The organism is Paucibacter sp. PLA-PC-4 (assembly GCF_026241155.1).
Classification (GTDB): domain Bacteria; phylum Pseudomonadota; class Gammaproteobacteria; order Burkholderiales; family Burkholderiaceae_C; genus Roseateles_E.
On sequence record NZ_JAPFGP010000009.1, the window covers coordinates 15,178 to 35,527 of the forward strand.

A 20,350-nucleotide genomic window follows, 5' to 3' on the forward strand; every position below is an offset into this window, starting at 1 on the left:
CGCTTCAAGGAGCATAAGAATGAAAAACATGCTGGCCACCTCCCTGCAATCGACACCCAATCCCTCTCCCGGCCCCGAGGCCAGAGTGTCGCTGCTGGCCCGCTATGCCTTGCTGAGGGTACTGCTGGGCGCCTTGATGGTGATCGCAGCGATGTCGGTCGTGATGGTGCTGGCCGAGAACCTGCCCAAACCCGCGCGCCTGCTGTGGCCCCAGTTGCTGGCGGCGGTGCTGATGGCGGCCGCCTTCCGTTTCTATGCTTTGCGCATCGATCGCCGGGCCGCCACCGAATTCGCCGGCGCCGGCGCAGCGCGCGAGCTGGGTCTGGGTCTGCTGGGCGGCGCGCTGCTGGTGGTCACAGTGTTTGGCGCTTTGTCACTGCTGCAAGTCTTTCATCTGCAGGGCGTTCATCCGGTCGGACTGGCCACGTTGAGATCATTCGCAGACATGACCCTGGTGGCCGTGTTTGAGGAGCTGCTGGTGCGCGGCATCCTGTTCAAGGCACTGGAGAGGGTGCTGGGCAGTGTGCCGGCCTTGCTGGCTTCATCGCTGGTCTTTGGCCTGGCGCATTTACCCAACGACGGCGCCACCCTGCTGTCGACACTCAACGTCACGGTCGCCGGCGTTATGTTTGCAGCCGCCTACCTGGCAAGCGGGCGGCTATGGCTTGGCATCGGCTTGCACCTGGCCTGGAACTTCTGTGCCGGCCATCTGTTCTCGGCGGTCGTGTCGGGGCACAAAGCCGAAGCCGGCCTGCTTTATGGCCAGCTGGCCGGACCGGACTGGTTGACCGGCGGCGCCTTCGGGATCGAAGGCTCGGTCATCACTCTGCTCACGCTGCTGAGCGCCTGTGCCTTGCTGTTGGCGTTGGCACGTCGTCGCAGCCGGCTGCTGCCACGACCATCCAAGCAGGCTGTGCTGTGACAGGCAGGCGCGGTTTGCTGCTATGGGCCCTGGCCACGATGCCGGTCATCGCCGCGGCCGCGCCGGCCGTGTCGGGTGTCAGCCGCCGTCCGCTGCAGTTCCCGCGCGACTTCGGTGCGCACCCCGAGACCGGCATCGAGTGGTGGTACCTGACCGGGCTGCTGGGCGCGGACGAGACGCAGCCGCTGTTCGGCTACCAGCTGACATTTTTTCGCCTGCGCAACCGCGATCCTGCCGTGCAGGCCCATCCCAGCGGGCTGGCGCCGCGCCAGTTGCTGCTGGGCCATGTAGCGCTGAGCGATCTGCGCGCCGGACGTCTGCACCATGACCAGCGGCTGGCGCGCATCAGCGCTGGTGGCATCAAGGCGACCGAGGCCGATTGCGATGTGCGCCTGCGCGACTGGAGCCTGCGGCGCAGTGCGGATGACGACCGCTACCGCGCCCGCTTTGGCAGTGCCCATGCCGGATTCGCGCTCGACTTGGACCTGCACAGCGCGCTGCCACCGCTGCTGCAAGGCGATGCCGGCTACTCGCGCAAAGGCCCCGAAGAGAGCCAGGCCAGCCACTACTACAGCCGTAGCCAGATGCACACCCGCGGCCGGCTGAGCCTGGACGGGCGCATGCTGACGCTGCAAGGCCACTCTTGGCTGGACCATGAGTGGAGCGACAGCCTGCTGGCGCCCGAGGCGGTGGGTTGGGACTGGCTGGGGCTGAACCTGCTGGACGGCAGCGCGCTGACGGCGTTTCGGCTGCGCCGCGCCGACGGCAGTAGCCTGTGGACCGGCGGCAGCTGGCGCGAGCCCGCAGGCCACGTCCGGAGCTTCGGCAATGGCCAGCTGCAGTTGCGGCCCGGCCGGCGCTGGCGCAGCCCCGTCAGCCAGGCCGAGTACCCGGTCGAGTGGGCGCTGAGCACGCCTGTGCAAGCCGGACTGCAAGTCAAGGCAATGTTTGATGCCCAGGAGATCGATGCCCGCGCCAGCAGCGGCCTGCTGTACTGGGAGGGCGCCAGCGAGCTGTTCGATGCCGGCGGCCGGCTGATCGGGCGTGGCTATCTGGAGATGACCGGCTACACCCGGCGCATGGTCTTGCCCTAGTAGGGAGCCCCTAGCCGCTGGTCACGCTGGAGCGGCCCGGCAGCAAGCCAGCGCCTGCCCGCACGCAATTGCGGCCGGCCGACTTGGCCACATAGAGCGCCTCGTCAGCGTCAGAAATCAGGTGGTCCAGCGTGATGTGCTCGGCATGCAGGGCTGCCACGCCGAGGCTGGCACTGACTGGCACCAGTTCGCCGCGCCAACTGAAGTCCAGCGCCTCGATGCGCTCGCGGATGCGTTCGGCCACATCCAGTGCTCCCAACGGATCGGTGTGCGGCAGGAACACGATGAACTCCTCGCCGCCGAAACGCGCCAGCACATCAGGCTGGCGCAGGGTCTCGCTGCTGACCTCGGCAATCTCGCGCAGCAGCTGGTCGCCGCACAGATGGCCGAAACGGTCGTTGACCTGCTTGAAATGGTCGACGTCCATCAGCAGCAGCGCGCAAGACATCTCGTAACGCTTGGCGCGCGACCATTCGCGCTCGACCAACTCAAGAAAATAGCGGCGGTTGAAGGTGCCGGTCAGCGAGTCCAGCGTGGCGTGGCGGGTCATGTTCTTGTGCGCCTTGTCCAGGTGCTGGACCAGGCTCAGGAATAGGTAGCCGAACACGCTGGTGATGCTGATCGCACAGGTGCTGGCGGCCAGTGTGGCGATCAGGCGGTTGCCCTCGCCGAGCATCGTGATGGCCAGCTGAGAGATGCCCACGGCCATCAGCCAGACCGCCCCCACCAGCAGGGCCAGCGCACGCCATATGCCCAGCTTGTGCACCCACTGGTTCAGGGCCGGCAGCCAGGCGGGTGCTTCGACATCGTATTGCTGCATCGCGGGCCCATCATTCTCGACAACCCCGCTATTCGAACACAGGCCGCCCCATCCGCAGCGCCCCACCCCCAAGAGCGGGGGCCCAATATTGGCTACACTGCCGCCCCATGCGCCGCATTGTGCTGATTCTGATGCTGACCTTGCTGCCGCTTCAGTGGACCTGGGCGGCCGCGGCCAGCTATTGCGAACACGAAACCGAGGCCAGCGCCGCCGCCCATTTCGGCCACCACCAGCATCAGCACCAAGACCCACATCATGGCGACGCGCTGGTCGATGTCGATGTCGATGTCGACGAAGGCGGCAACGGGATCGATGCCGATTGCCCGAGCTGCCATGGCGCGGTGGCCGGCATCATGATGGTGCATCCCCCCAAGCCGCATGACTGGCCAGCCGATGGCCAGGTCACGCCCTACCGGCGCTCGGTCACCGACGGCTTGCCCGAACGGCTGATACGCCCCCCTCACACGTCCCCGGTCTGACGCTACGACCGGGGCTGATCCAGCCCCGCGTCGACATCTGTTGTTGACCGGGCGGGCCCCTGCGCCCGTCCCAGACGAGGGACACCATGAAGATCACAAGACCCTGGATCACCCAGGGGGCGGGCTGTTGCGTCATCGCGATGGCCCTGAGCCTGCCCGCGCATGCGCAGACCGGCCTGGCCGAGTTGTTCTCGGCCGCCTGGCAGCGCCAGCCCGAGGCCCTTGCGGCTGCGGCCCATCGCGAAGCCGCCGAGGGGCGCCAGGCCAGTGCCCGTAGCTGGACGGCCGAACCCGCCAGCCTGCAAATTGGCAGCAAGACCGACCGGCTGCACCGCAACGACGGTGCACGCGAACTCGAGCTGGGCATCGCCGCGCCGCTGTGGCGGCCCGGCGAACGCGGCCGGGCGCAAGCGCTGGCCGTCGCCGAGCTCGGCGCACTGGACAGTCGCGTCGCGGCGGCCCAGTGGCGCCTGGCCGGCCTGCTGCGCGAGGCCTGGTGGGCCTGGCAGCATGCCGCGCTGGACCTGGGGCTGGCGCAGGCCCGGGTCGAGCAGGCCCAGCAGCTCGGACACGATGTGGCCCGACGCGTCGTGGCGGGCGATCTCTCGCGCGCCGACCAGCACCAAGCCGAGGCGGCAATCGCCGCCGCCCAAGCGGACCTGGCCGAGGCCAAGGCAGGGCTGGCCCAGGCCCGCTTCGGCCTGCAGGCCTTGAGCGGCAGAGTGCCCGAGGCTGCCAGCGGCGGCGAACCCGCGCCACCCGGTGAGGACCACAGCCTGGAGGCCCATCCGGCGCTGCGCGAACTGCAGGACCGCGCGCGCCTGGCCCGCCATGCCCGCGAACTGGCCGGCACGCAAGGTCGCGCCAGCCCCGAGCTGAGCCTGTCGACCGCGCGCGAGCGCGGCGCGCGCGGCGAAGCCTGGGGCCAGACCGTTACGCTGGGCCTGCGCATCCCCTTCGGCAGCGAGGGCCAGCGCAAGACGCAGCTGGCCACGGCCGCCGCCGCGCAGATCGAGGCCGAGGCCCTACTGACACTGGAGCAGCAGCGCCTGGCGGCCGAACTCGCCACCGCCCGTGCGCGACTCGATGCCTCCGAGGCCCAATTCCGGTCCGCAGCGCGGCGCGCCGAGCTCGCCCGCGAGACCCTGGGTTTTGTCGACAAGGCCTTCAGCCTGGGCGAGACCGATCTGCCCAGTCGCTTGCGCGTGGCCCAGGAGGCTTTTGAGGCCCAGCGCCAGAGCGAGCGCGCCCGCCTCGGCCAACAGCAAGCCCTGTCCACGCTGCGCCAGGCCCTGGGCCTGTTGCCGCAGTGAACGCCAAAAACACTCAAGGATTTACCATGTTTTTCACTTTCATCAGTCATCGCGGCCTCATCGCTGCGATGACCCTGGCACTGACGCCAGCCCTGTGGGCCGACGAGGGCCACAGCCATGATGCACCCGCCGCTGCTACTGGTACGGCCCTGCCCCGTTTCCACGCGGTGTCCGAGGACTTCGAACTGGTCGGCGTGCTGCAAGGCAAGCAGCTGACGCTCTATCTCGATCACGCGATCGACAACCGGCCGGTTAAAAACGCATCGTTGGAACTGGAACTCGGGGCGCTGAAGCTGCGCCCCAAGCCGCATGGCGAGGACGGCGAGTTCGAGGCCACGCTGGCCGAGGAGCTCAAGCCCGGCACGATCCCTGTGACCGTCACCGTCAGCGCCGGCGAGCAGAGTGATCTGCTCGCCGGAGAGCTCGACTTGCATGCGGACGAGCACACCACGGATGAAGCGGCACTCGCCTGGAAGCCCTGGGTGGCCGCCGGCTTGGTCACTGCGGTCCTGGCCGCCGTGCTGCTAAACCTGCGCGCACGCCGCCAAGGAGCTGCGGCATGAGCAAGAAGCATCTGTTCTTTTTGGCCCTGCTCGCGGCCTCACTGCTGGCCCAGGCCGGCCCCGGCCATGACCATGGCGACGCGCCGCCGGCCGCCAGCGGCAACGGCCCGCAGCGCCTGCCCGATGGCGCGGTCTTCCTGCCCAAGCCGGCGCAGCGCCAGATCGGCGTGCGCACCCAAGTCAGCAGCGCCGAGGCGCTGCCGCGCGTGAGCGCGCTGGCCGGCACCGTCGTGATGGACCCGAACGCCGGCGGCAAGGTGCAGGCCTTGATGGCCGGCCGCCTGGAAGCCGGGCCGCGTGGTCTGCCTTCGCTCGGACAGACCGTGCGCAAGGGCGAGGTGCTGGCCTGGGTGCGCCCGGGCGGGGAGGCGCTGGAGCGCGCCAGCCAGGCGGCGCAGATCGCCGAATGGCAGGCCCAGCGTAGCCTGGCCGAGCAACGCCTGGCGCGGCTGAATCAGCTGGCCGACAGCGTGCCGCGCAAGGAGATCGAGGCGGCCGAAAGCGAGCTGGCCAGCCTGCGCGCACGCATCGCGGCGGTCGGCGCAGGCCTGGCCTCGCGCGAAGCGCTGCTAGCCCCAGCCAGCGGCGTGATCGCGTCGGCCGCAGCGGTGGCGGGTCAGGTCGTTGACGCACGCGAGCTCTTGTTCGAGATCGTCGATCCGGAGCGGCTGCGTGTCGAGGCACTGGCCTACGACGGCGCCGCAGCGCAGGACATCGCCGGCGCGGCCTTGGCCGTCAGCGGCGTCAAGCTGAACTTCATCGGCGCCGCGCGCGCGCTTCGCGAGCAGGCGATTCCCTTGCTGTTCCGCGCCCAGGGCACGGGCCTGCAGGACCTGGCCCTGGGCCAGCCGGTGCAGGTGCTGGTGCACAGCCGCAGCACCGTGCAGGGCGTGCGCCTGCCGGCCGCGGCGCTGGTGCGCAGCGCGTCGAACCAGACGATGGTCTGGGTCAAGGCCGCGCCGGAACGCTTCGAGCCGCGAGTCGTGACGAGTACGCCCCTGGACGGCGCCACGGTGGCGGTCACTGCGGGGCTCAAAGCGGGCGAGCGCGTCGTCTCCGAAGGCGCTTTGCTGATCAACCAGATCCGATAACCGAGGCCACCAATCATGTTCAAGTGGCTACTCGACTACAGCCTGGGCAACCGGCTGCTGGTCATCATCGCCGCGCTGGCGCTGATGGCCTATGGCGCATTCACCTTGTCGCGCACCCCGGTGGATGTTTTTCCCGATTTGAACAAACCCACGGTCACGCTGATGACCGAGGCCGGCGGCATGGCCGCCGAGGAGGTGGAACAGCTGATCACCTTCCCGCTGGAAACGGCGATGAACGGCCTGCCCGGCGTCGAATCGGTGCGCTCGACCTCCAGCGCCGGTCTGTCCTTCGTCTACATCACCTTCGACTGGAACGCCGAGATCTTCCGGGCCCGCCAAATGGTATCGGAGCGGCTGGCAACGCTGGAGCAGGGCCTGCCCGACGGCGTGGTCGCGCACATGGGGCCGATCAGCTCCATCATGGGCGAGATCATGCAAATCGCCTTGCCCATCGAGTCCGATAAGGTCTCGGCGATGGCGGTACGGGAGTATGCGGACTGGGTGCTCAGGCCGCGCCTGATGGCAATTCCCGGCGTCGCCCAGGTGATCCCGATTGGCGGCGAGGTGCGGCAGTTTCAGGTTCAGCCGCAGACCGCGCGCATGGCCGAGCTGGGCATCACGCAGGACCAGCTCGCGGCGGCGCTGGAGCGTTATGCGGCCAACAGCTCGGGCGGCTTCCTGGAGCTCAATGGCCGCGAATACCTGATACGCCATCTCGGCCGCAGCAGCAGCCTCGATGATCTGCGCAGTCTCGCGCTGGGCGCGCGCAATGGTCAGCCGCTGCTGCTGCGCCAGGTCGCCGAGGTCAGTTTTGCGCCGGCGCTCAAGCGCGGCGATGCCGGCTTCGAAGGCAAGCCCGCAGTGATTCTGGGCATCCAGAAGCAGCCCGGCGCCGATACCGTGGCGCTAACGCAGACCATCGAGGCCGCGCTGGGCGAGATGAAGCGCTCGCTGCCATCCGGCATGGCTGCGCCCCAGGTCACCTTCCGCCAGGCCAGTTTCATTGAGTCTTCGATCTCAACCCTGCAGGGCAAGCTGATAGGCGCCTCGGTCTTTGTCGCGGTGATTCTCTGGGTCTTTCTGGGTAATTTGCGCACCACGGTGATCGCGCTACTGGCGATTCCGGTGTCCATCTTCATCACGGCACTGGTGTTCCGCTACTTCGGCCTGTCGATCAACACGATGACCTTGGGCGGGCTGGCCATCGCGATCGGTGGCCTGGTCGACGATGCGGTGGTCGATGTCGAGAACATCATCCGGCGCCTCAAGGAGGACCGTGCCCGCCATCCGGAGCACCGGCTGAACCCGCTGCAACTGGTGGCCAAGGCCAGCATGGAGGTGCGCTCGGGCATTCTGTATGCGACTGCCATCATCGTGCTGGTGTTCCTACCACTGTTCGCGCTGCCGGGCATGGAGGGACGGCTGTTCGTGCCGCTGGGCATCGCCTTCATCGTCTCGACCCTGGCCAGCCTGCTGGTCTCGGTGACGGTGACACCGGTGCTGAGCTACTACCTGCTGCCCAAGATGAAGTCGCTGGACCATGGCGACACCCGCCTGCTGGCGTGGCTGAAGGCGCGCTATGCAGTGGGGCTGCAGACCGTGCTCAGGCATCCCAAGCGCGCGCTGGCGGCAGGCGCCTGCGCGGCGCTGGCCGCGGCGGCGGCCGTGCCCTTTTTCGCCACCACATTTCTGCCGCCCTTCAATGAAGGCACGTTGCTGATCGGCCTGCGACTGAACCCCGGCGTGACGCTGGCCGAGAGCTCGGCGCTGGCACGCCAGGCCGAGCTGCTGGTGATGCAGGTGCCCGAGGTCGCGCATGTGGGCCGGCGCAGCGGCAGGGCCGAGCTGGACGAACACGCCGAGGGCGTGCATGTCAGCGAGCTTGATGTGGGTCTGAAGCCGCAGGCCGAGATCACGCGCTCCATGGACGAGATCAAGGCTGATATCCGCGCCAGGCTGGTCAATCTACCGGCCGCAGCGGCCATCGGCCAGCCGATCTCGCACCGTATCGATCACATGCTGTCCGGCGTGCGCTCGCAGATCGCGATCCGCATCTTCGGTGAGGATCTGGACACTTTGCGCGGCCAGGCCGATGGGCTGCGCGCGCGCCTGGCAGCCATCCCGGGCCTGGCCGATCTGGAGATCGAGAAGCAGGTGCTGGCGCCGCAGATCAAGGTGCGCATCGACAGCGCGGCCGCCGCGCGCTATGGCGTGCCGACGCCGCAGATTACGGCCGCCTTGCAGGCGCTGGTCGAGGGTCAGCAAGTCAGCCAGATCGTCGAGGACGGCCGGCGCTTCGCGCTGGTGCTGCGCCTGCCCGAGTCGGCGCGCTCAATGGAGGGCCTGGCGCAGATCATGATCGCCACCCCCTTGGGCCCGGTGCCGCTGTCCAAGCTGGCCAGCATCGAGGACGGCGACGGACCGAACCAGATCAGCCGGGACGACGGCAAACGCCGCATCGTGCTGTCGGCCAACGCGCAGGGCCGCGCCCTGTCGGACATCGTCGCCGACATCCGCAAGGCGGTGGCCGAAACGCCGCTGCCCGAGGGCTACTTTGTGACCTTGGGCGGTCAGTTCCAGGCCCAGGAACAGGCCTCGCGCCTGGTGGGGCTGCTGTCCCTGGTCTCGGCGGCGCTGATGTTCGTCGTGCTGTTCAGCCGCTACCAGAGCATCCGGCTGGCGCTGATCATCATGGCCAATATCCCGCTGGCCCTGGTCGGTGCCGTGCTGGGGCTGTGGCTATCGGGCCAGCCGTTGTCGGTCGCTGCCCTGGTCGGCTTCATCACGCTTGCCGGCATCTCGGTACGCAACGGCATCCTGAAGCTGAGCCACTACCTGAACCTGATGCGATTCGAGGGCGAGAGCTTCGAGCCCCAGATGATTGTGCGGGGCTCTCTGGAGCGGCTCAGTCCGGTGCTGATGACGGCCCTGGTAACCGCCTTCGCGCTGGCGCCACTGTTGTTCGAGGCAGAGCGCCCCGGCACCGAAATCCTGCATCCGGTGGCCGTGGTGATCTTCTGCGGCCTGATCAGCTCGACCCTGCTCGACACCTTTCTGACCCCGGCGATGTTCTGGCTATTCGGCCGCCGCGATGCCGAGCGGCTGCTGGACGACCGCGACGCTCAAGCTTTCTGATCAACACACCAACCCAAGTGAGAGGACTTCAACAATGATGACCATCAAGACTTTGGCCTGCGCTGCGGCGCTGAGCCTGGCGAGCCTCGCCGCCCATGCCGCCGGCGATCACAGCCACGCCCATGAGCACAAACCGCTGCACGGCGGCGTCGTGGTCGAGGCCAGCGATATCGACTTTGAGCTGGTGGCCAAGGCCGAGCAGATCACCCTGCATGTGCGCGACCATGGCAAGCCGACCCCCACCGCCGGCGCGGTGGCCAAGTTGACCCTGCTCAGCGGCGCCGACAAGAGCGAGATCGCACTGAGCCCGGCCGGCGACAACAAGCTGGAGGCCAAGGGCAGCTTCAAGACCGGTCCGGGCACCAAGGTGGTGGCCACCGTGACCTTGGCCGGCAAGAAGCCGGTCAATGTGCGCTTCAGCCTGAAGTAGGCCGGCTCGTCGGTCTGCGGCAGCCCTGCCTGAGCCCCTATAGTGGGGCCCATGCCGCAAGACCGTACCCTGCTGCACACCGGCGACCGCCTGCGTGTGGAGCGCGTTGTCATGCAAGCGCTGCCCGCGCAATGGAGCCCTCACTACCAGGTGGCTTCCGCGCGGCTGGTGCTGCCCGCCCAGGGTGCCACCGAATGCCGTCTGGCCGATCAAACATGCATGCTCGACGGCATGACCGTGCTGCGCCTGCCGACGGGCCAAGCCTATCGACTCAAGCCCTTCGGCGCCGCGACGCGCGCCAGCATCGTCGTCAGTGCTCAAGCGGACATGGATGACGGCTTGGCGCCGACACCCAGCGCCTTCTTGCTGGCGCCGCGCGCGCTGTGGCTGCTGCGCCGGCATTGGCGCGCACTGGCCCGCGATCCGCAGCGCGCCGGGCCGCAGACATCGGTGCTGCTGCAAGACGCCTTGCAACAAGCACTGCCTGCGGATCAGAGCCCGACGGCTGTGCTGCGCGCGCAGCGCTTCATCGTTGCGCGCACCGACACAGACGCACGCTGGCACTTGCAGGACGTGGCCGATGCGGCCTGCTGCTCGCTGTTTCACCTGGCCCGCTCATTTCGTCGGCACACCGGCCTGAGCCTGCATGGCTATCGCCAGCGACTGCGCCTGGCCGTGGCGCTGCAGCGCCTCGAAGACGGCGAACGCGACCTTGCCGGCCTGACCCATGATCTGGGCTTCAGCAGCCAGAGCCATCTGGGCGCCGCCTTTCAGCGGGGGCTGGGCGTGACACCAGCCCAGGCACGGCGCGAGCTCGGCTGCTGAGACCAAAGCTGCGCATCGACAGCGCAGGATTCTGATAGTCGCGCCCGGTCCTGCCGAGCAGACTCGGACCTCATGATGAATCGCCCATTCATGCTTGGCCTGCTGGCCGCACTGGCTGCCGCGCTGATCGCCAGTGTCTGGCAGCTCGCTTCGCGCCATGGCGTCAGCACCAGCCTGGGGCCGCTGGAGCTGAACGCGCTGCGTTACGGCCTGCCGAGCCTGGTGCTGCTGCCATTGCTGCTGAAAACGGGCTTGCTGCCGGCCGGGCTGCCGCGTCGTCGACTGGCCCTGCTGGTGATGGGCGGCGGGCTGCCGTTTGGTGCACTGGTAATGATGGGCGCGCAGTGGGCGCCGGCCTCTCATATGGGCGTATTCATGGCCGGCAGCATGCCGCTGTTCACCGCCCTCGGTGCCCGGCTCTGGCATGGCGAGCGCATCGGCGGCCAGCGCCTGTGGGGGCTGTTGCTGATCTTGCTGGGCCTGCTTCTGTTTGCCGCTGGCGGCCTGGCCGACGCGGCGCAGAGCTGGCGCGGCGATCTGCTGTTCATGATGGCGTCCGGGCTGTGGGCCATGTACACACTGGCCTTCCGGCACAGCGGCCTGACACCCTGGCAGGGCGCGGCCGTGGTTAACGGCTGGTCTTGCCTGCTGATGCTGCCGCTCTTGCTGAGCATCGGTGCGCCAAAGCTGCTGAGCGCGCCCTGGAGCGATATCGCCTGGCAGGCGCTGGGCCAGGGCCTGCTGGCCGGCATGCTAGGCCTGCTGGTCTACATGGCAGCGATCGAACGGCTCGGGGCGGCCCGCGCCTCGCTGTCAGCCGCCCTGGTGCCGCTCTTGACGGCCGGCGGTGCGAGCTGGCTGCTCAAGGAGCCGCTGGGCGCCGTAACACTGCTTGCCTGCGCCGTCGTCGCCGGCGGCGTGGCCTTGGCCAGCGGGGCGCTGCGGTTCAGGGTAGGCAAAAGAGACTTCAGCGCCCCAGCTTGAACACGCTGACCACCTCGGCCAGCTGTGCGGCCTGGTGCTTCAGGCTCTCGGCGGCCGCGGCGCTCTGTTCGACCAAAGCGGCGTTCTGCTGCGTGACCTGATCGAGCTGGTTCACCGCCTCGCCGACCTGGCTGATGCCGGTGGTCTGCTCGCCGGTGGCGTGCGAGATCTCTTCGATCAAGTCATTGACCTTGCGCACCTGGGCGACGATGCCTTCCATGCTCTGGCCGGCCTCGCCGACCAGGCGCGTGCCGGCCTGGACCTTCTCGGCGCTGTTGACGATCAGGCCCTTGATCTCCTTGGCCGCGTTGGCCGAGCGCTGCGCCAGGCTGCGCACCTCGGCGGCGACGACCGCAAAGCCACGCCCCTGCTCGCCGGCCCGCGCCGCCTCAACGGCGGCGTTCAGCGCCAGGATGTTGGTCTGGAAGGCGATGCCGTCGATCACGCCGATGATGTCGGTGATCTTGTTGGAGGCAGCGGAGATGTCCTGCATCGTCGCGACCACCTGGCCCACGACGCTGCCGCCCTGCACGGCCGACGTCGAGGCGGCGTTGGCCAGCGCTGCGGCCTGGCGGGCGGTGTCGGCATTGTTCTTGACGGTGCTGGTCAGCTCCTCCATCGAAGCCGCCGTCTGCTCCAGATTGGCGGCCTGCTCTTCGGTGCGCTGGCTCAGGTCGGCATTGCCGTTGGCGATCTCGGACGAACCGGTGGCGATGCTGTCGCTGCTCTGACGCACCGCGCCGACGATGCGCACCAGTGAGCTCTGCATGCGCTGCATCGAGCGCAGCATATCGGCCACCTCACCGCGCCCCTCGGCCCGGATCTCGCGCGACAGATCGCCCTCGCCGATGCTGGCCACCGCCTCGCTGGCCGCTGCCAGCGACCGTCGGATGCCAGCCACAACCACCCAGGCCAGCAGGCACAGCAGCGCCAATCCGGCCAGGCCGGCGCCCAGCACCGTCAGCCGGTAGGCTTTGATCATGCCGGCCGCCTCGGCGGCCTGCTCGGCTGAGCGCCGAGCCTGGAACTCCACCATCTTGTCGGCCGTCGCGATATAGCGCTCCATCAGCGGCGCAAAGCTGCTGCGGCCCAGCGCGCGCGCCTGCGCCATATCACCCTGCTTCTTCAGGGCCAGCGCCTTGTCACGGGCCTCCAGATAGGCTTTGCGCACACCGCCCAGTTCCTCCTGGATGCGTAAGCCCTCGGGGCTGGTTTCCAGTTCGGCGTAGCGCTTTTGCACGGTGCTGGTATCGGCGGTGACGGCGGCCATGCCGTCCTTGAAATAGTCCTGCAGGCTGTCGCCATCCGACTCGATGATGGCGAAGACCCGGGTCGCGTTGACGGCGATATTGCCGCGCCAGCGCTGCGCCAGCTGCAGCCGCTCGACCTGGTCGGTGGCCAGTTGTTCGACCGTCGCGCCCAGCGCCTGCACGCGCAGCAGGCTCAGCCCGATGATGCCCATCAGGATGGCGACGGCAACACCGACGATCAGCGAGAACTGCTGGGCAATGCTCAGCTGCGAACGCCATCCCAGGCCTTGGCTTGCTTGTGTCATATCAAGAGGTCCCAACACCAGACACTGGCTCCATTGCTGTATCGACAGCAAGCGGCGAAATCTTGAGCGCTGTTCGCACGCGCATCCAGGACAGGCCAGCCCGTGCTGCATGCGTTTTTGATCGTTGCCGGCCAAAGAGGCCACAATGCCTGCGCCACCACCCGCCTTGCCACGCATGCCCGCAGCCGATACCGCTCCCAAAGCCTCCCCCCGCGCCCTCTCCGGCCTCTGGCCCTTTCTTGCGCCTTATCGCGGCCGCATCCTGGCTGCCCTGATCTTCCTGCTGCTCGCCGCGATGGCCACGCTGGCCTTTCCCCTGGCGCTGCGCGGTCTGATTGATCAGGGCCTGGTGGCCAGCGATCCAGGCGAGCGGCTAATGGCGCTGCGCGGGCACTTTCTGGCGCTGTTCGGCGTCGGCGCGGCCTTGGGCCTGTTCTCGGCAGCACGCTTTTATGCCGTCACCTGGCTGGGAGAGAGGGTCAGCGCCGACCTGCGCAACGCGGTCTACAGCCATGTGCTGCACCAAAGCCCGGAGTTCTTCGAGCACACACAGACCGGCGAAGTACTGAGCCGCATCACGACCGACACCACCGTGGTGCAGACCGTCGTCGGCTCCAGCCTGTCGATGGGCTTGCGCAACAGCGTGATGGGCATCGGCGCGATGGTGATGCTGATCATCACCAACCCCTGGGTGATGACGCAGGTGCTGGGGCTGCTGATTCTGGTGGTGCTGCCAGCGGTCTATTTCGGCCGGCGCGTGCGGCGCCTGTCGCGCGCGAGCCAGGACCGCGTCGCAGACACCAGCGCGATCGCGGCCGAGGTGCTCAATGCCGTGACTGTGGTGCAGAGCTATGTGCAAGAAGGCGCCGAGACCCGACGTTTCGCCGACGCCAGCGAGGCCGCGTTCGACACCGCCCGCAAGCGCACCCGGGTGCGATCGATGCTGGTGGCCTTCATCATCACCGCCACCTTCGGCTCGATGCTGTGGGGCCTGTACCAGGGCACCCAGGCGGTGATTGCCGGCAATATCAGCGCCGGCCATCTGGGCCAGACCGTGGTCTACGTCATCCTGCTGGTCAGCAGCGTTGCGGTGCTGGCCGAGGTCTGGGGCGATGTCTTGCGCGCTGCTGGCGCCACCGAGCGGCTGATGGAGCTGCTGGACACCCGCTCGACCATCGCCGAACCGGCCGCGCCGCTGCCACTGCCGGCCACCTCCGGCGGCTCCGGACTGACGCTGCGCGGCGTGCAGTTCCATTACCCCTCGCGCCCGCAGCAACAGGCCCTGGCCGATTTCGATCTGGAGCTGCGCCCCGGCGAGACCGTGGCCCTGGTCGGCCCTAGCGGCGCCGGCAAGAGCACGGTGCTGCAACTTCTGCTGCGCTTTTATCAGCCGCAAAGCGGCACGATCGCGCTGGACGGCGTGCCCATCGATCGCGTATCGCTGCAGACGCTGCGCCAGCGCATCGGCCTGGTGCCGCAGGACAGCGTGATTTTCTCGACCAATGCGCTGGAGAACATCCGATACGGCCGCCCCGAAGCCAGCGACGAGGAGGTGTTCGCGGCGGCGCGCGCCGCCTTCGCTCACGACTTCATCAGCCAGTTGCCGGAGGGCTACAACACCTTTCTGGGCGAGCGCGGCGTGCGCCTGTCCGGTGGACAGCGCCAGCGCATCAGCATCGCCCGCGCGATCCTGAAGAACCCACCGCTGCTGCTGCTCGACGAGGCCACCAGCGCGCTGGACGCCGAGAGCGAGCGCGCGGTGCAGGCGGCGCTGGAGGTCGCCATGCAGGGTCGCAGCACTCTGGTGATCGCACACCGGCTGGCCACCGTGCAACGCGCCGACCGCATCGTCGTGATGGAGCATGGCCGCGTCGTCGAGACGGGCACCCACGCCGAACTGGTGGCCGCCGGCGGGCTGTATGCGCGGCTGGCGGCGATGCAGTTCGAAGGCTGATCAGCCCTCCCCGCTGCCGTCCCCCTGCAACACCTTCAGCACCTCGGAGCGGAACTCACGCTGGTAGAGGATGTAGATCACGCCGACGGTGCCGCCGATGAAGGCCCAGGGCGAGAAGAACCAGGCAATTGCGGCAAAGGCCAGGTAGTAGGCGCGCAGGCCGTCGTTGAAGGTCTCGGCCGCCAGGCCGACGACGCGGCCGGCGCGGTCGGCGAAGGCCTCGCGCGACAGACCGCCGCTCTCGAACAGCTTGTGGTCCGGGGCCGAGGCCACCAGCAGCGCGCCGAAGGTGTACTGGCGCATGCTCCAGGTGAAGCGGAAGAAGGCATAGACAAAGATGCCGGCCAGCAGCACCAGCTTCAGATCGAAGACCAGGGTCGAGGTGCGGGCCGCGAACGGGATCTCGCGCACCAGCTCGCTGGCCTGGTCGCTGGCGCCCAGCACGGCCAGCAGGCCGCCGATGATCAGGATGGTGGTGGAAGCGAAGAAGGAGGGGCTCGTGGACAAGCTTTGCACGACAACCCCGTCGATCACTCGCACCTCGCGGTAGGTGACCTGCAGCATCCAGAGCCGGCGCTCCCGGTTGGTCGCGGCCAGCACCGAGCCCTTGCTGACCGCCTGGTGCTTGGCGAACTGGGCATACCCGACCCAGCCGCCAAAGAACAAGACAAGCGCCAGCCAGTCGATGGCGGGCAGAAAGGTCAGCACGGTCCACAGTTTTTCCATGGCCGTGAGTCTATCCAGTCTCAGGGGGCGAGATCGAAGACGAGAACCTCTGCGTCGCTACCCTGGTCCAAGACCAAGCGCTCGGTCCCGGCCAGCTTCAGCGCGTCGCCGCCGGCCAGGGTTTGGCCGTTGACGAGCAAGCTGCCGCGCACCAGGTGCACATAGGCCAGACGCCCGGGCGCCAGCGTCAGCTCGGCCGATTCATCACCGTTGAACAGGCCGGCATAGAGCCTGGCGTCGGCGTGGATGGACACCGAGCCCTCGGCACCGTCGTTCGAGGCCACCAAGCGCAGGCGGCCGCGCTTGTCCTCGGCCGGGAAATGCAGCTGCTGGTAGCTTGGCGCCACACCACGCTGGTCGGGCATGATCCAGATCTGCAGGAAGTGGGTCTGCCTGCCCTGCGCGTTGTTGAACTCGCTGTGCATCACGCCGGTGCCGGCACTCATGCGCTGCACGTCGCCGGGCTTGATGACGCCCGCATGAGCGCCGCCCTTCTCGCCGTTGCCCATGCTGTCCTTGTGGGCCAGTTCGCCGTCCAGCACATAGCTGATGATCTCCATATCGCGATGACCGTGGGTGCCGAAGCCGGTGCCCGGGGCGATGCGGTCCTCATTGATCACGCGCAGCGCGCCAAAACCCATGCGCTCGGGGTTGTAGTAGTCGGCGAAGGAGAAACTGTGAAAGGACTTCAGCCAGCCATGATCGGCATAACCGCGGTCAGAGGATTTGATCAGTTCAAGCATCGTGAGCTCCTGTTTGTTGAGCGCCTCGTCGGCGCCATGGATCCAATGTAGGAGCCGCGACCTTCAATAAAGCCCCCTCTCCGATGAAGTCAACATTCAAATAAGATGAAGTCCCACGCCTTTGCCCTCTGCACATGCACGCCAACCACGACAAACGCCGCGTCCTGACCCCGGAGGCCTTGACGATGATGGACACCATCGCCCGCACCGGCAGCTTTGCTGCCGCCGCGCGGGCCATGGGCAAGGTGCCCTCGGCGCTGACCTATAGCGTTCGCCAGTTGGAGGAGGCGCTGGACGTGCTGCTGTTCGACCGCCGCTCACGCCAGGCCGAGCTGACCGCCGCCGGCCAGGAACTCCTGGTCGAGGGCCGGCGCCTGCTGCAGGAGATGGACGCGGTGGCCAACCGGGTGCGGCGCGTCGCCACCGGCTGGGAGAGCGAGCTGACCATTGCGATCGACGATGCGGTGGCGCGGCGCGCCCTGTTCGATCTGATGGAGGCCTTCTACCAGCTGCCTGTCGATGACACGCCCGATGCGGATGGCGCGATCGCCAAAGGGCCGCCGACCCGGCTGAAGTTGCGCGTGGAGGTGCTGTCCGGCACCTGGGAGGCCCTGCTCTCGGGCCAGGCCGATCTGGCCATAGGCACCTCGGCCCAGCCGCCGGGCAGCTCGGTGTTCTGCGAGCTGCTGGGCGATATGGAGATGGTGTTCTGCGTGGCCCCGCATCACCCTCTGGCCCGTCACGACGGCCCGCTGTCGGCCGCCACGATCTCGCAGCACCGCATCATTGCGGTGGCCGACAGCGCTCGGAGCCTGGCGCCGATGACGGTGGGCGTGATGCCAGGTCAGGAGGTGCTGACTGTGCCCTCGATGGCCACCAAGCTGGAGGGCTTGATGCGCGGTCTGGGCTGCGGCTCGCTGCCGGTGTCCATGGTGCGGCGCCACGTCGAGGCCGGCCGCCTGCTGCAGCTACCGACCTTCCAGGAAAAACGCGTCTTCCCGATGCACTACGCCTGGCGCAACACCGGCCAGCCGCCCGCCAAGGCCCTGTCCTGGTGGCTGGGCCAGTTGCAGAGCGCGGCGACGCGGCGTTCGCTCCTGGAGCAGCATGAGGGGCTGCTGCTCTGATGGCTGTCGACCATCGCGGCCCTTACGTCGGTCGGTTCGCACCCTCGCCCACCGGAGCGCTGCATGCCGGCTCGCTGGTCGCGGCGCTGGCCAGCTGGCTCGATGCGCGCGCCCACGGTGGGCGCTGGCTGCTGCGCATCGAGGATGTCGACACGCCGCGCTGCCAGCCGGGTGCCGACCAACTGATCCTGTCCCAACTCGCCGCCTTGGGCCTGCTGCCCGATGCACCGCCCGTCTGGCAGTCGCAGCGCAGCGCGATGTATGCGGCCGCGCTGCAGCGCCTGATCGAAGCCGGCCAGGCCTACCCCTGCGCCTGCTCGCGCCGCGATGTCGCGGCCGCCGCCGGCCCGCAGCCCCGCCACGCCGAGCTGGTCTATCCGGGTACCTGCCGCCCCGCCAGGGGCGGACTGCATGGTAGATCGGCGCGAGCCTGGCGAGCGTTGACCGAGGGCGCGGGTCGCATCGAATGGCAGGACCGGCGCCTCGGCGCCCAGACCCAGCAGCTGGAGACCGAGGTCGGCGACTTCGTGCTCAAACGCGCCGACGGGCTCTGGGCCTATCAGCTGGCCGTTGTCGTTGATGATGCCGACCAAGGCGTCAGCGATGTGGTGCGCGGCGAGGATCTGGCCGACAACACGCCGCGCCAGCGCTGGCTGCAGCGACTCCTGGGCCTGCCAACGCCGCGCTATCTCCACACCCCGCTGGTGCTGGGTGCCAACGGCGAGAAGCTGTCCAAGCAGAGCGGCGCCGCCGCGCTGGACCTGAGCGATCCCCTCGCCGCGCTGCGCGAGGCGGCCGCCCATCTGGGTCTGAGGCTGCGCGCCGGCACGCCGGCCGATGCCCTGGCCGAAGCCGTGTTGCTCTGGCGCGATTTATGATGCCGGCCATTCCAATTCAAGGATCCATCATGATCACCACCGCCAGCGGCTTGCAGTTCGAAGACACCGTCGAAGGCAGCGGCCCCGTCGCCAAGTCAGACCAAGAAGTCACCGTCCACTACACCGGGTGGCTCTACAAGGACGGCCAAAAGGGCAGCAAGTTCGATTCGAGCAAGGACCGCAATGACCCCTTCCAGTTCGATCTGGACGCCGGTATGGTCATACGCGGCTGGGACGAGGGCGTGCAAGGTATGAAGGTCGGTGGCAGCCGCACGCTGATCATCCCGCCCGAGCTGGGCTATGGCGCCCAGGGCGCCGGCGGCGTGATCCCGCCGAACGCTACGCTGCTGTTCGAGGTGGAGTTGCTGGGCGTGGCCGGCGGCGAGGAGCCGGTCGAGCTGACCCTGCAGACCACCGCCAGCGGCCTGCAGTACGAGGACGTGGTGGTGGGCGACGGTGCCGAGGCCAAGAGCGGCGCCAACGTCACCGTGCACTACACCGGCTGGCTCTACAAGAACGGCAACAAGGGCAAAAAGTTCGACTCCAGCAAGGACCGCCGTGACCCCTTCAAGTTCAAGCTCGACGCCGGCATGGTGATACGCGGCTGGGACGAAGGCGTGCAAGGCATGAAGATCGGCGGCACCCGCGTGCTGATCATCCCCTCGGAGCTCGGCTACGGCCCGCGCGGCGCCGGCGGCGTGATCCCGCCGAACGCCACGCTGATGTTCGAGGTCGAGCTGCTGGGGGTCTAAAGCCGTAGTGCGGTGGCGGCCGCAATGCCGCCCAATCGAAAGACTGCCCCAGGCGCCCGCCTTGGCTCACCCGCCACTGGCAAGTGGTGGCAGCAGAGCCTTTGCGCTCGAATCGGGGCATTCCGTGTCTATGAGGCTTTGTTCAAGTTTTAGGAAACTTTGAGGCTGGGCCGCGCCACGGTCCTGATGATGGCGGCACCGCTGATCCGACAGCGCGATCAGCGGCGCTGAGCCGGCGGTCCAAACCGGCAAGCGCCAACCACCCTCATCAGGAGCCTTTCATGAACCCTACTTTGCGTCGAGCCATCCCCCTCGTTGCCGCTCTCTTCGCCACCGCCATGTCGGGCCAGGCCTCGGCCGCGCTCGTCACGATGACAGGTCAAGCCCTCAGTTTCGTGGGCGTCGGGCCGGCAGCAGGCACGCCCGTGTCCGCCACTTTCGACCTCGATTTCGACGGCGAGGCCAACGTGTTCGTGCGCCGGGACGCGGTGCGCTCGTTCTCGGTCCAGTTCTTCGACATCAACTTCACCAGCAACGACCTCACGAACTGGGATTTCGTGATGTTCACCAACGCTTCTGGCCAGGTAGGCGGGTTGCAGTTTCTGGCGAGCTTCGGCGGCGCCACGCCTGACGACCTCGGCGTCTCGGTGGATCTGCGGGCGGACCAGTGGTGGACGTCCTACAACGGGATTTGCGACAACAACGCAGGTCTCAGGGGGCCTTGCGCCATCGACCAGACGGGGGCGTTCAGCTCGTATGGCAATTTCCAATGGGGCAGTGCTGCGTTCACCGTGACGCCGCAGGCCGAGGCCGTGTCCGAGCCGGCCTCGCTGGCGCTGGTCGGCGTCGGGCTTCTAGGGGCGATCGCGCTGTCTCGCCGCTCCGGCAAGTCCGGCCGCAAGTTCTGAGATAAAACGCAAACGCAGGAAACGGTGCCAGCGGCGATGACGCTACGGCGC

The 20,350-nt window shown here is 67.9% G+C and carries 19 protein-coding genes and 1 pseudogene; 16 read left to right on the top strand and 4 right to left on the bottom strand.

What is annotated here, in order from left to right:
• Nucleotides 1-19: 19 nt before the first annotated feature.
• Together OOZ63_RS14995 and OOZ63_RS15000 are read left to right on the top strand one after the other, a co-directional pair.
• Complete coding sequence (locus tag OOZ63_RS14995; RefSeq protein ID WP_266006349.1) at nucleotides 20-922, top strand: CPBP family intramembrane glutamic endopeptidase; 903 nt, start codon at nucleotides 20-22, stop codon at nucleotides 920-922.
• Nucleotides 919-2,016, top strand: a complete 1,098-nt coding sequence (locus tag OOZ63_RS15000; RefSeq protein ID WP_266006350.1) for a lipocalin-like domain-containing protein — start codon at nucleotides 919-921, stop codon at nucleotides 2,014-2,016. Before OOZ63_RS14995 ends, OOZ63_RS15000 begins: the two co-directional genes overlap by 4 nt.
• A gap of 10 nt (nucleotides 2,017-2,026) precedes the next feature.
• On the opposite strand, the gene OOZ63_RS15005 is transcribed toward OOZ63_RS15000, so the two are convergent.
• Nucleotides 2,027-2,836 (bottom strand): GGDEF domain-containing protein, encoded by an 810-nt coding sequence (locus OOZ63_RS15005; RefSeq protein ID WP_266006351.1) that lies wholly within the window; start codon nucleotides 2,834-2,836, stop codon nucleotides 2,027-2,029.
• A 107-nt stretch (nucleotides 2,837-2,943) separates the two neighbouring features.
• On the opposite strand from OOZ63_RS15005, the gene OOZ63_RS29100 reads away from it, so the two are divergent.
• The 8 genes from OOZ63_RS29100 to OOZ63_RS15045 all read left to right on the top strand — a co-directional run bounded on the left by OOZ63_RS29100 (nucleotide 2,944) and on the right by OOZ63_RS15045 (nucleotide 11,656).
• Complete coding sequence (locus OOZ63_RS29100) at nucleotides 2,944-3,315, top strand: hypothetical protein (RefSeq protein WP_323055754.1); 372 nt, start codon at nucleotides 2,944-2,946, stop codon at nucleotides 3,313-3,315.
• Nucleotides 3,316-3,401: 86 nt separating this feature from the next.
• Nucleotides 3,402-4,628 (top strand): TolC family protein, encoded by a 1,227-nt coding sequence (locus tag OOZ63_RS15015; protein ID WP_266006353.1) that lies wholly within the window; start codon nucleotides 3,402-3,404, stop codon nucleotides 4,626-4,628.
• Between the two features lie 26 nt (nucleotides 4,629-4,654).
• The gene (locus OOZ63_RS15020) at nucleotides 4,655-5,191 is read left to right on the top strand and encodes a hypothetical protein (protein WP_266006354.1); all 537 of its coding nucleotides are present in this window, start codon (nucleotides 4,655-4,657) and stop codon (nucleotides 5,189-5,191) included.
• Entirely contained in the window at nucleotides 5,188-6,282 is a 1,095-nt protein-coding gene (locus OOZ63_RS15025) for an efflux RND transporter periplasmic adaptor subunit (protein WP_266006355.1), read from the top strand. The genes OOZ63_RS15020 and OOZ63_RS15025 overlap by 4 nt, the downstream gene beginning before the upstream one ends.
• Before the next feature lie 15 nt (nucleotides 6,283-6,297).
• On the top strand, nucleotides 6,298-9,417 hold the full coding sequence (locus OOZ63_RS15030; RefSeq protein WP_266006356.1) for an efflux RND transporter permease subunit: 3,120 nt from the start codon (nucleotides 6,298-6,300) through the stop codon (nucleotides 9,415-9,417).
• A 37-nt stretch (nucleotides 9,418-9,454) separates the two neighbouring features.
• A complete protein-coding gene (locus OOZ63_RS15035; RefSeq protein WP_266006570.1) occupies nucleotides 9,455-9,847 on the top strand; it encodes a hypothetical protein in 393 nt (130 codons plus the stop codon).
• A 51-nt stretch (nucleotides 9,848-9,898) separates the two neighbouring features.
• A complete protein-coding gene (locus OOZ63_RS15040) occupies nucleotides 9,899-10,672 on the top strand; it encodes a helix-turn-helix transcriptional regulator (protein WP_266006357.1) in 774 nt (257 codons plus the stop codon).
• 72 nt (nucleotides 10,673-10,744) lie between these two features.
• Complete coding sequence (locus OOZ63_RS15045; protein WP_266006358.1) at nucleotides 10,745-11,656, top strand: DMT family transporter; 912 nt, start codon at nucleotides 10,745-10,747, stop codon at nucleotides 11,654-11,656.
• Here the strand turns inward: OOZ63_RS15045 and OOZ63_RS15050 are convergent.
• Nucleotides 11,640-13,211, bottom strand: a complete 1,572-nt coding sequence (locus OOZ63_RS15050) for a methyl-accepting chemotaxis protein (RefSeq protein ID WP_266006359.1) — start codon at nucleotides 13,209-13,211, stop codon at nucleotides 11,640-11,642. The genes OOZ63_RS15045 and OOZ63_RS15050 overlap by 17 nt on opposite strands.
• 175 nt (nucleotides 13,212-13,386) lie before the next feature.
• Here OOZ63_RS15050 and OOZ63_RS15055 point away from each other — a divergent pair, with 175 nt between their 5' ends.
• Nucleotides 13,387-15,165 (top strand): ABC transporter transmembrane domain-containing protein, encoded by a 1,779-nt coding sequence (locus tag OOZ63_RS15055; RefSeq protein WP_266006360.1) that lies wholly within the window; start codon nucleotides 13,387-13,389, stop codon nucleotides 15,163-15,165.
• Here OOZ63_RS15055 and OOZ63_RS15060 read toward each other — a convergent pair whose 3' ends face one another.
• A complete protein-coding gene (locus tag OOZ63_RS15060; protein WP_266006361.1) occupies nucleotides 15,166-15,891 on the bottom strand; it encodes a DUF599 domain-containing protein in 726 nt (241 codons plus the stop codon).
• Between the two features lie 20 nt (nucleotides 15,892-15,911).
• On the bottom strand, nucleotides 15,912-16,634 hold the full coding sequence (locus OOZ63_RS15065; protein ID WP_266006362.1) for a pirin family protein: 723 nt from the start codon (nucleotides 16,632-16,634) through the stop codon (nucleotides 15,912-15,914).
• Between the two features lie 185 nt (nucleotides 16,635-16,819).
• Here OOZ63_RS15065 and OOZ63_RS15070 point away from each other — a divergent pair, with 185 nt between their 5' ends.
• The 5 genes and pseudogenes from OOZ63_RS15070 to OOZ63_RS15090 all read left to right on the top strand — a co-directional run bounded on the left by OOZ63_RS15070 (nucleotide 16,820) and on the right by OOZ63_RS15090 (nucleotide 20,299).
• Complete coding sequence (locus OOZ63_RS15070) at nucleotides 16,820-17,761, top strand: LysR family transcriptional regulator (protein WP_266006363.1); 942 nt, start codon at nucleotides 16,820-16,822, stop codon at nucleotides 17,759-17,761.
• The gene (gluQRS, locus tag OOZ63_RS15075; RefSeq protein WP_266006364.1) at nucleotides 17,761-18,639 is read left to right on the top strand and encodes a tRNA glutamyl-Q(34) synthetase GluQRS; all 879 of its coding nucleotides are present in this window, start codon (nucleotides 17,761-17,763) and stop codon (nucleotides 18,637-18,639) included. Before OOZ63_RS15070 ends, gluQRS begins: the two co-directional genes overlap by 1 nt.
• A 29-nt stretch (nucleotides 18,640-18,668) precedes the next feature.
• A pseudogene (locus OOZ63_RS15080) lies at nucleotides 18,669-19,013 on the top strand (FKBP-type peptidyl-prolyl cis-trans isomerase); the annotation flags it as partial.
• A 24-nt stretch (nucleotides 19,014-19,037) separates the two neighbouring features.
• Nucleotides 19,038-19,391, top strand: coding sequence for an FKBP-type peptidyl-prolyl cis-trans isomerase (locus tag OOZ63_RS15085; RefSeq protein WP_266006571.1), 354 nt, complete (start codon nucleotides 19,038-19,040; stop codon nucleotides 19,389-19,391).
• A 281-nt stretch (nucleotides 19,392-19,672) separates the two neighbouring features.
• Nucleotides 19,673-20,299 (top strand): PEP-CTERM sorting domain-containing protein, encoded by a 627-nt coding sequence (locus tag OOZ63_RS15090; protein WP_266006366.1) that lies wholly within the window; start codon nucleotides 19,673-19,675, stop codon nucleotides 20,297-20,299.
• Nucleotides 20,300-20,350 lie beyond the last annotated feature (51 nt).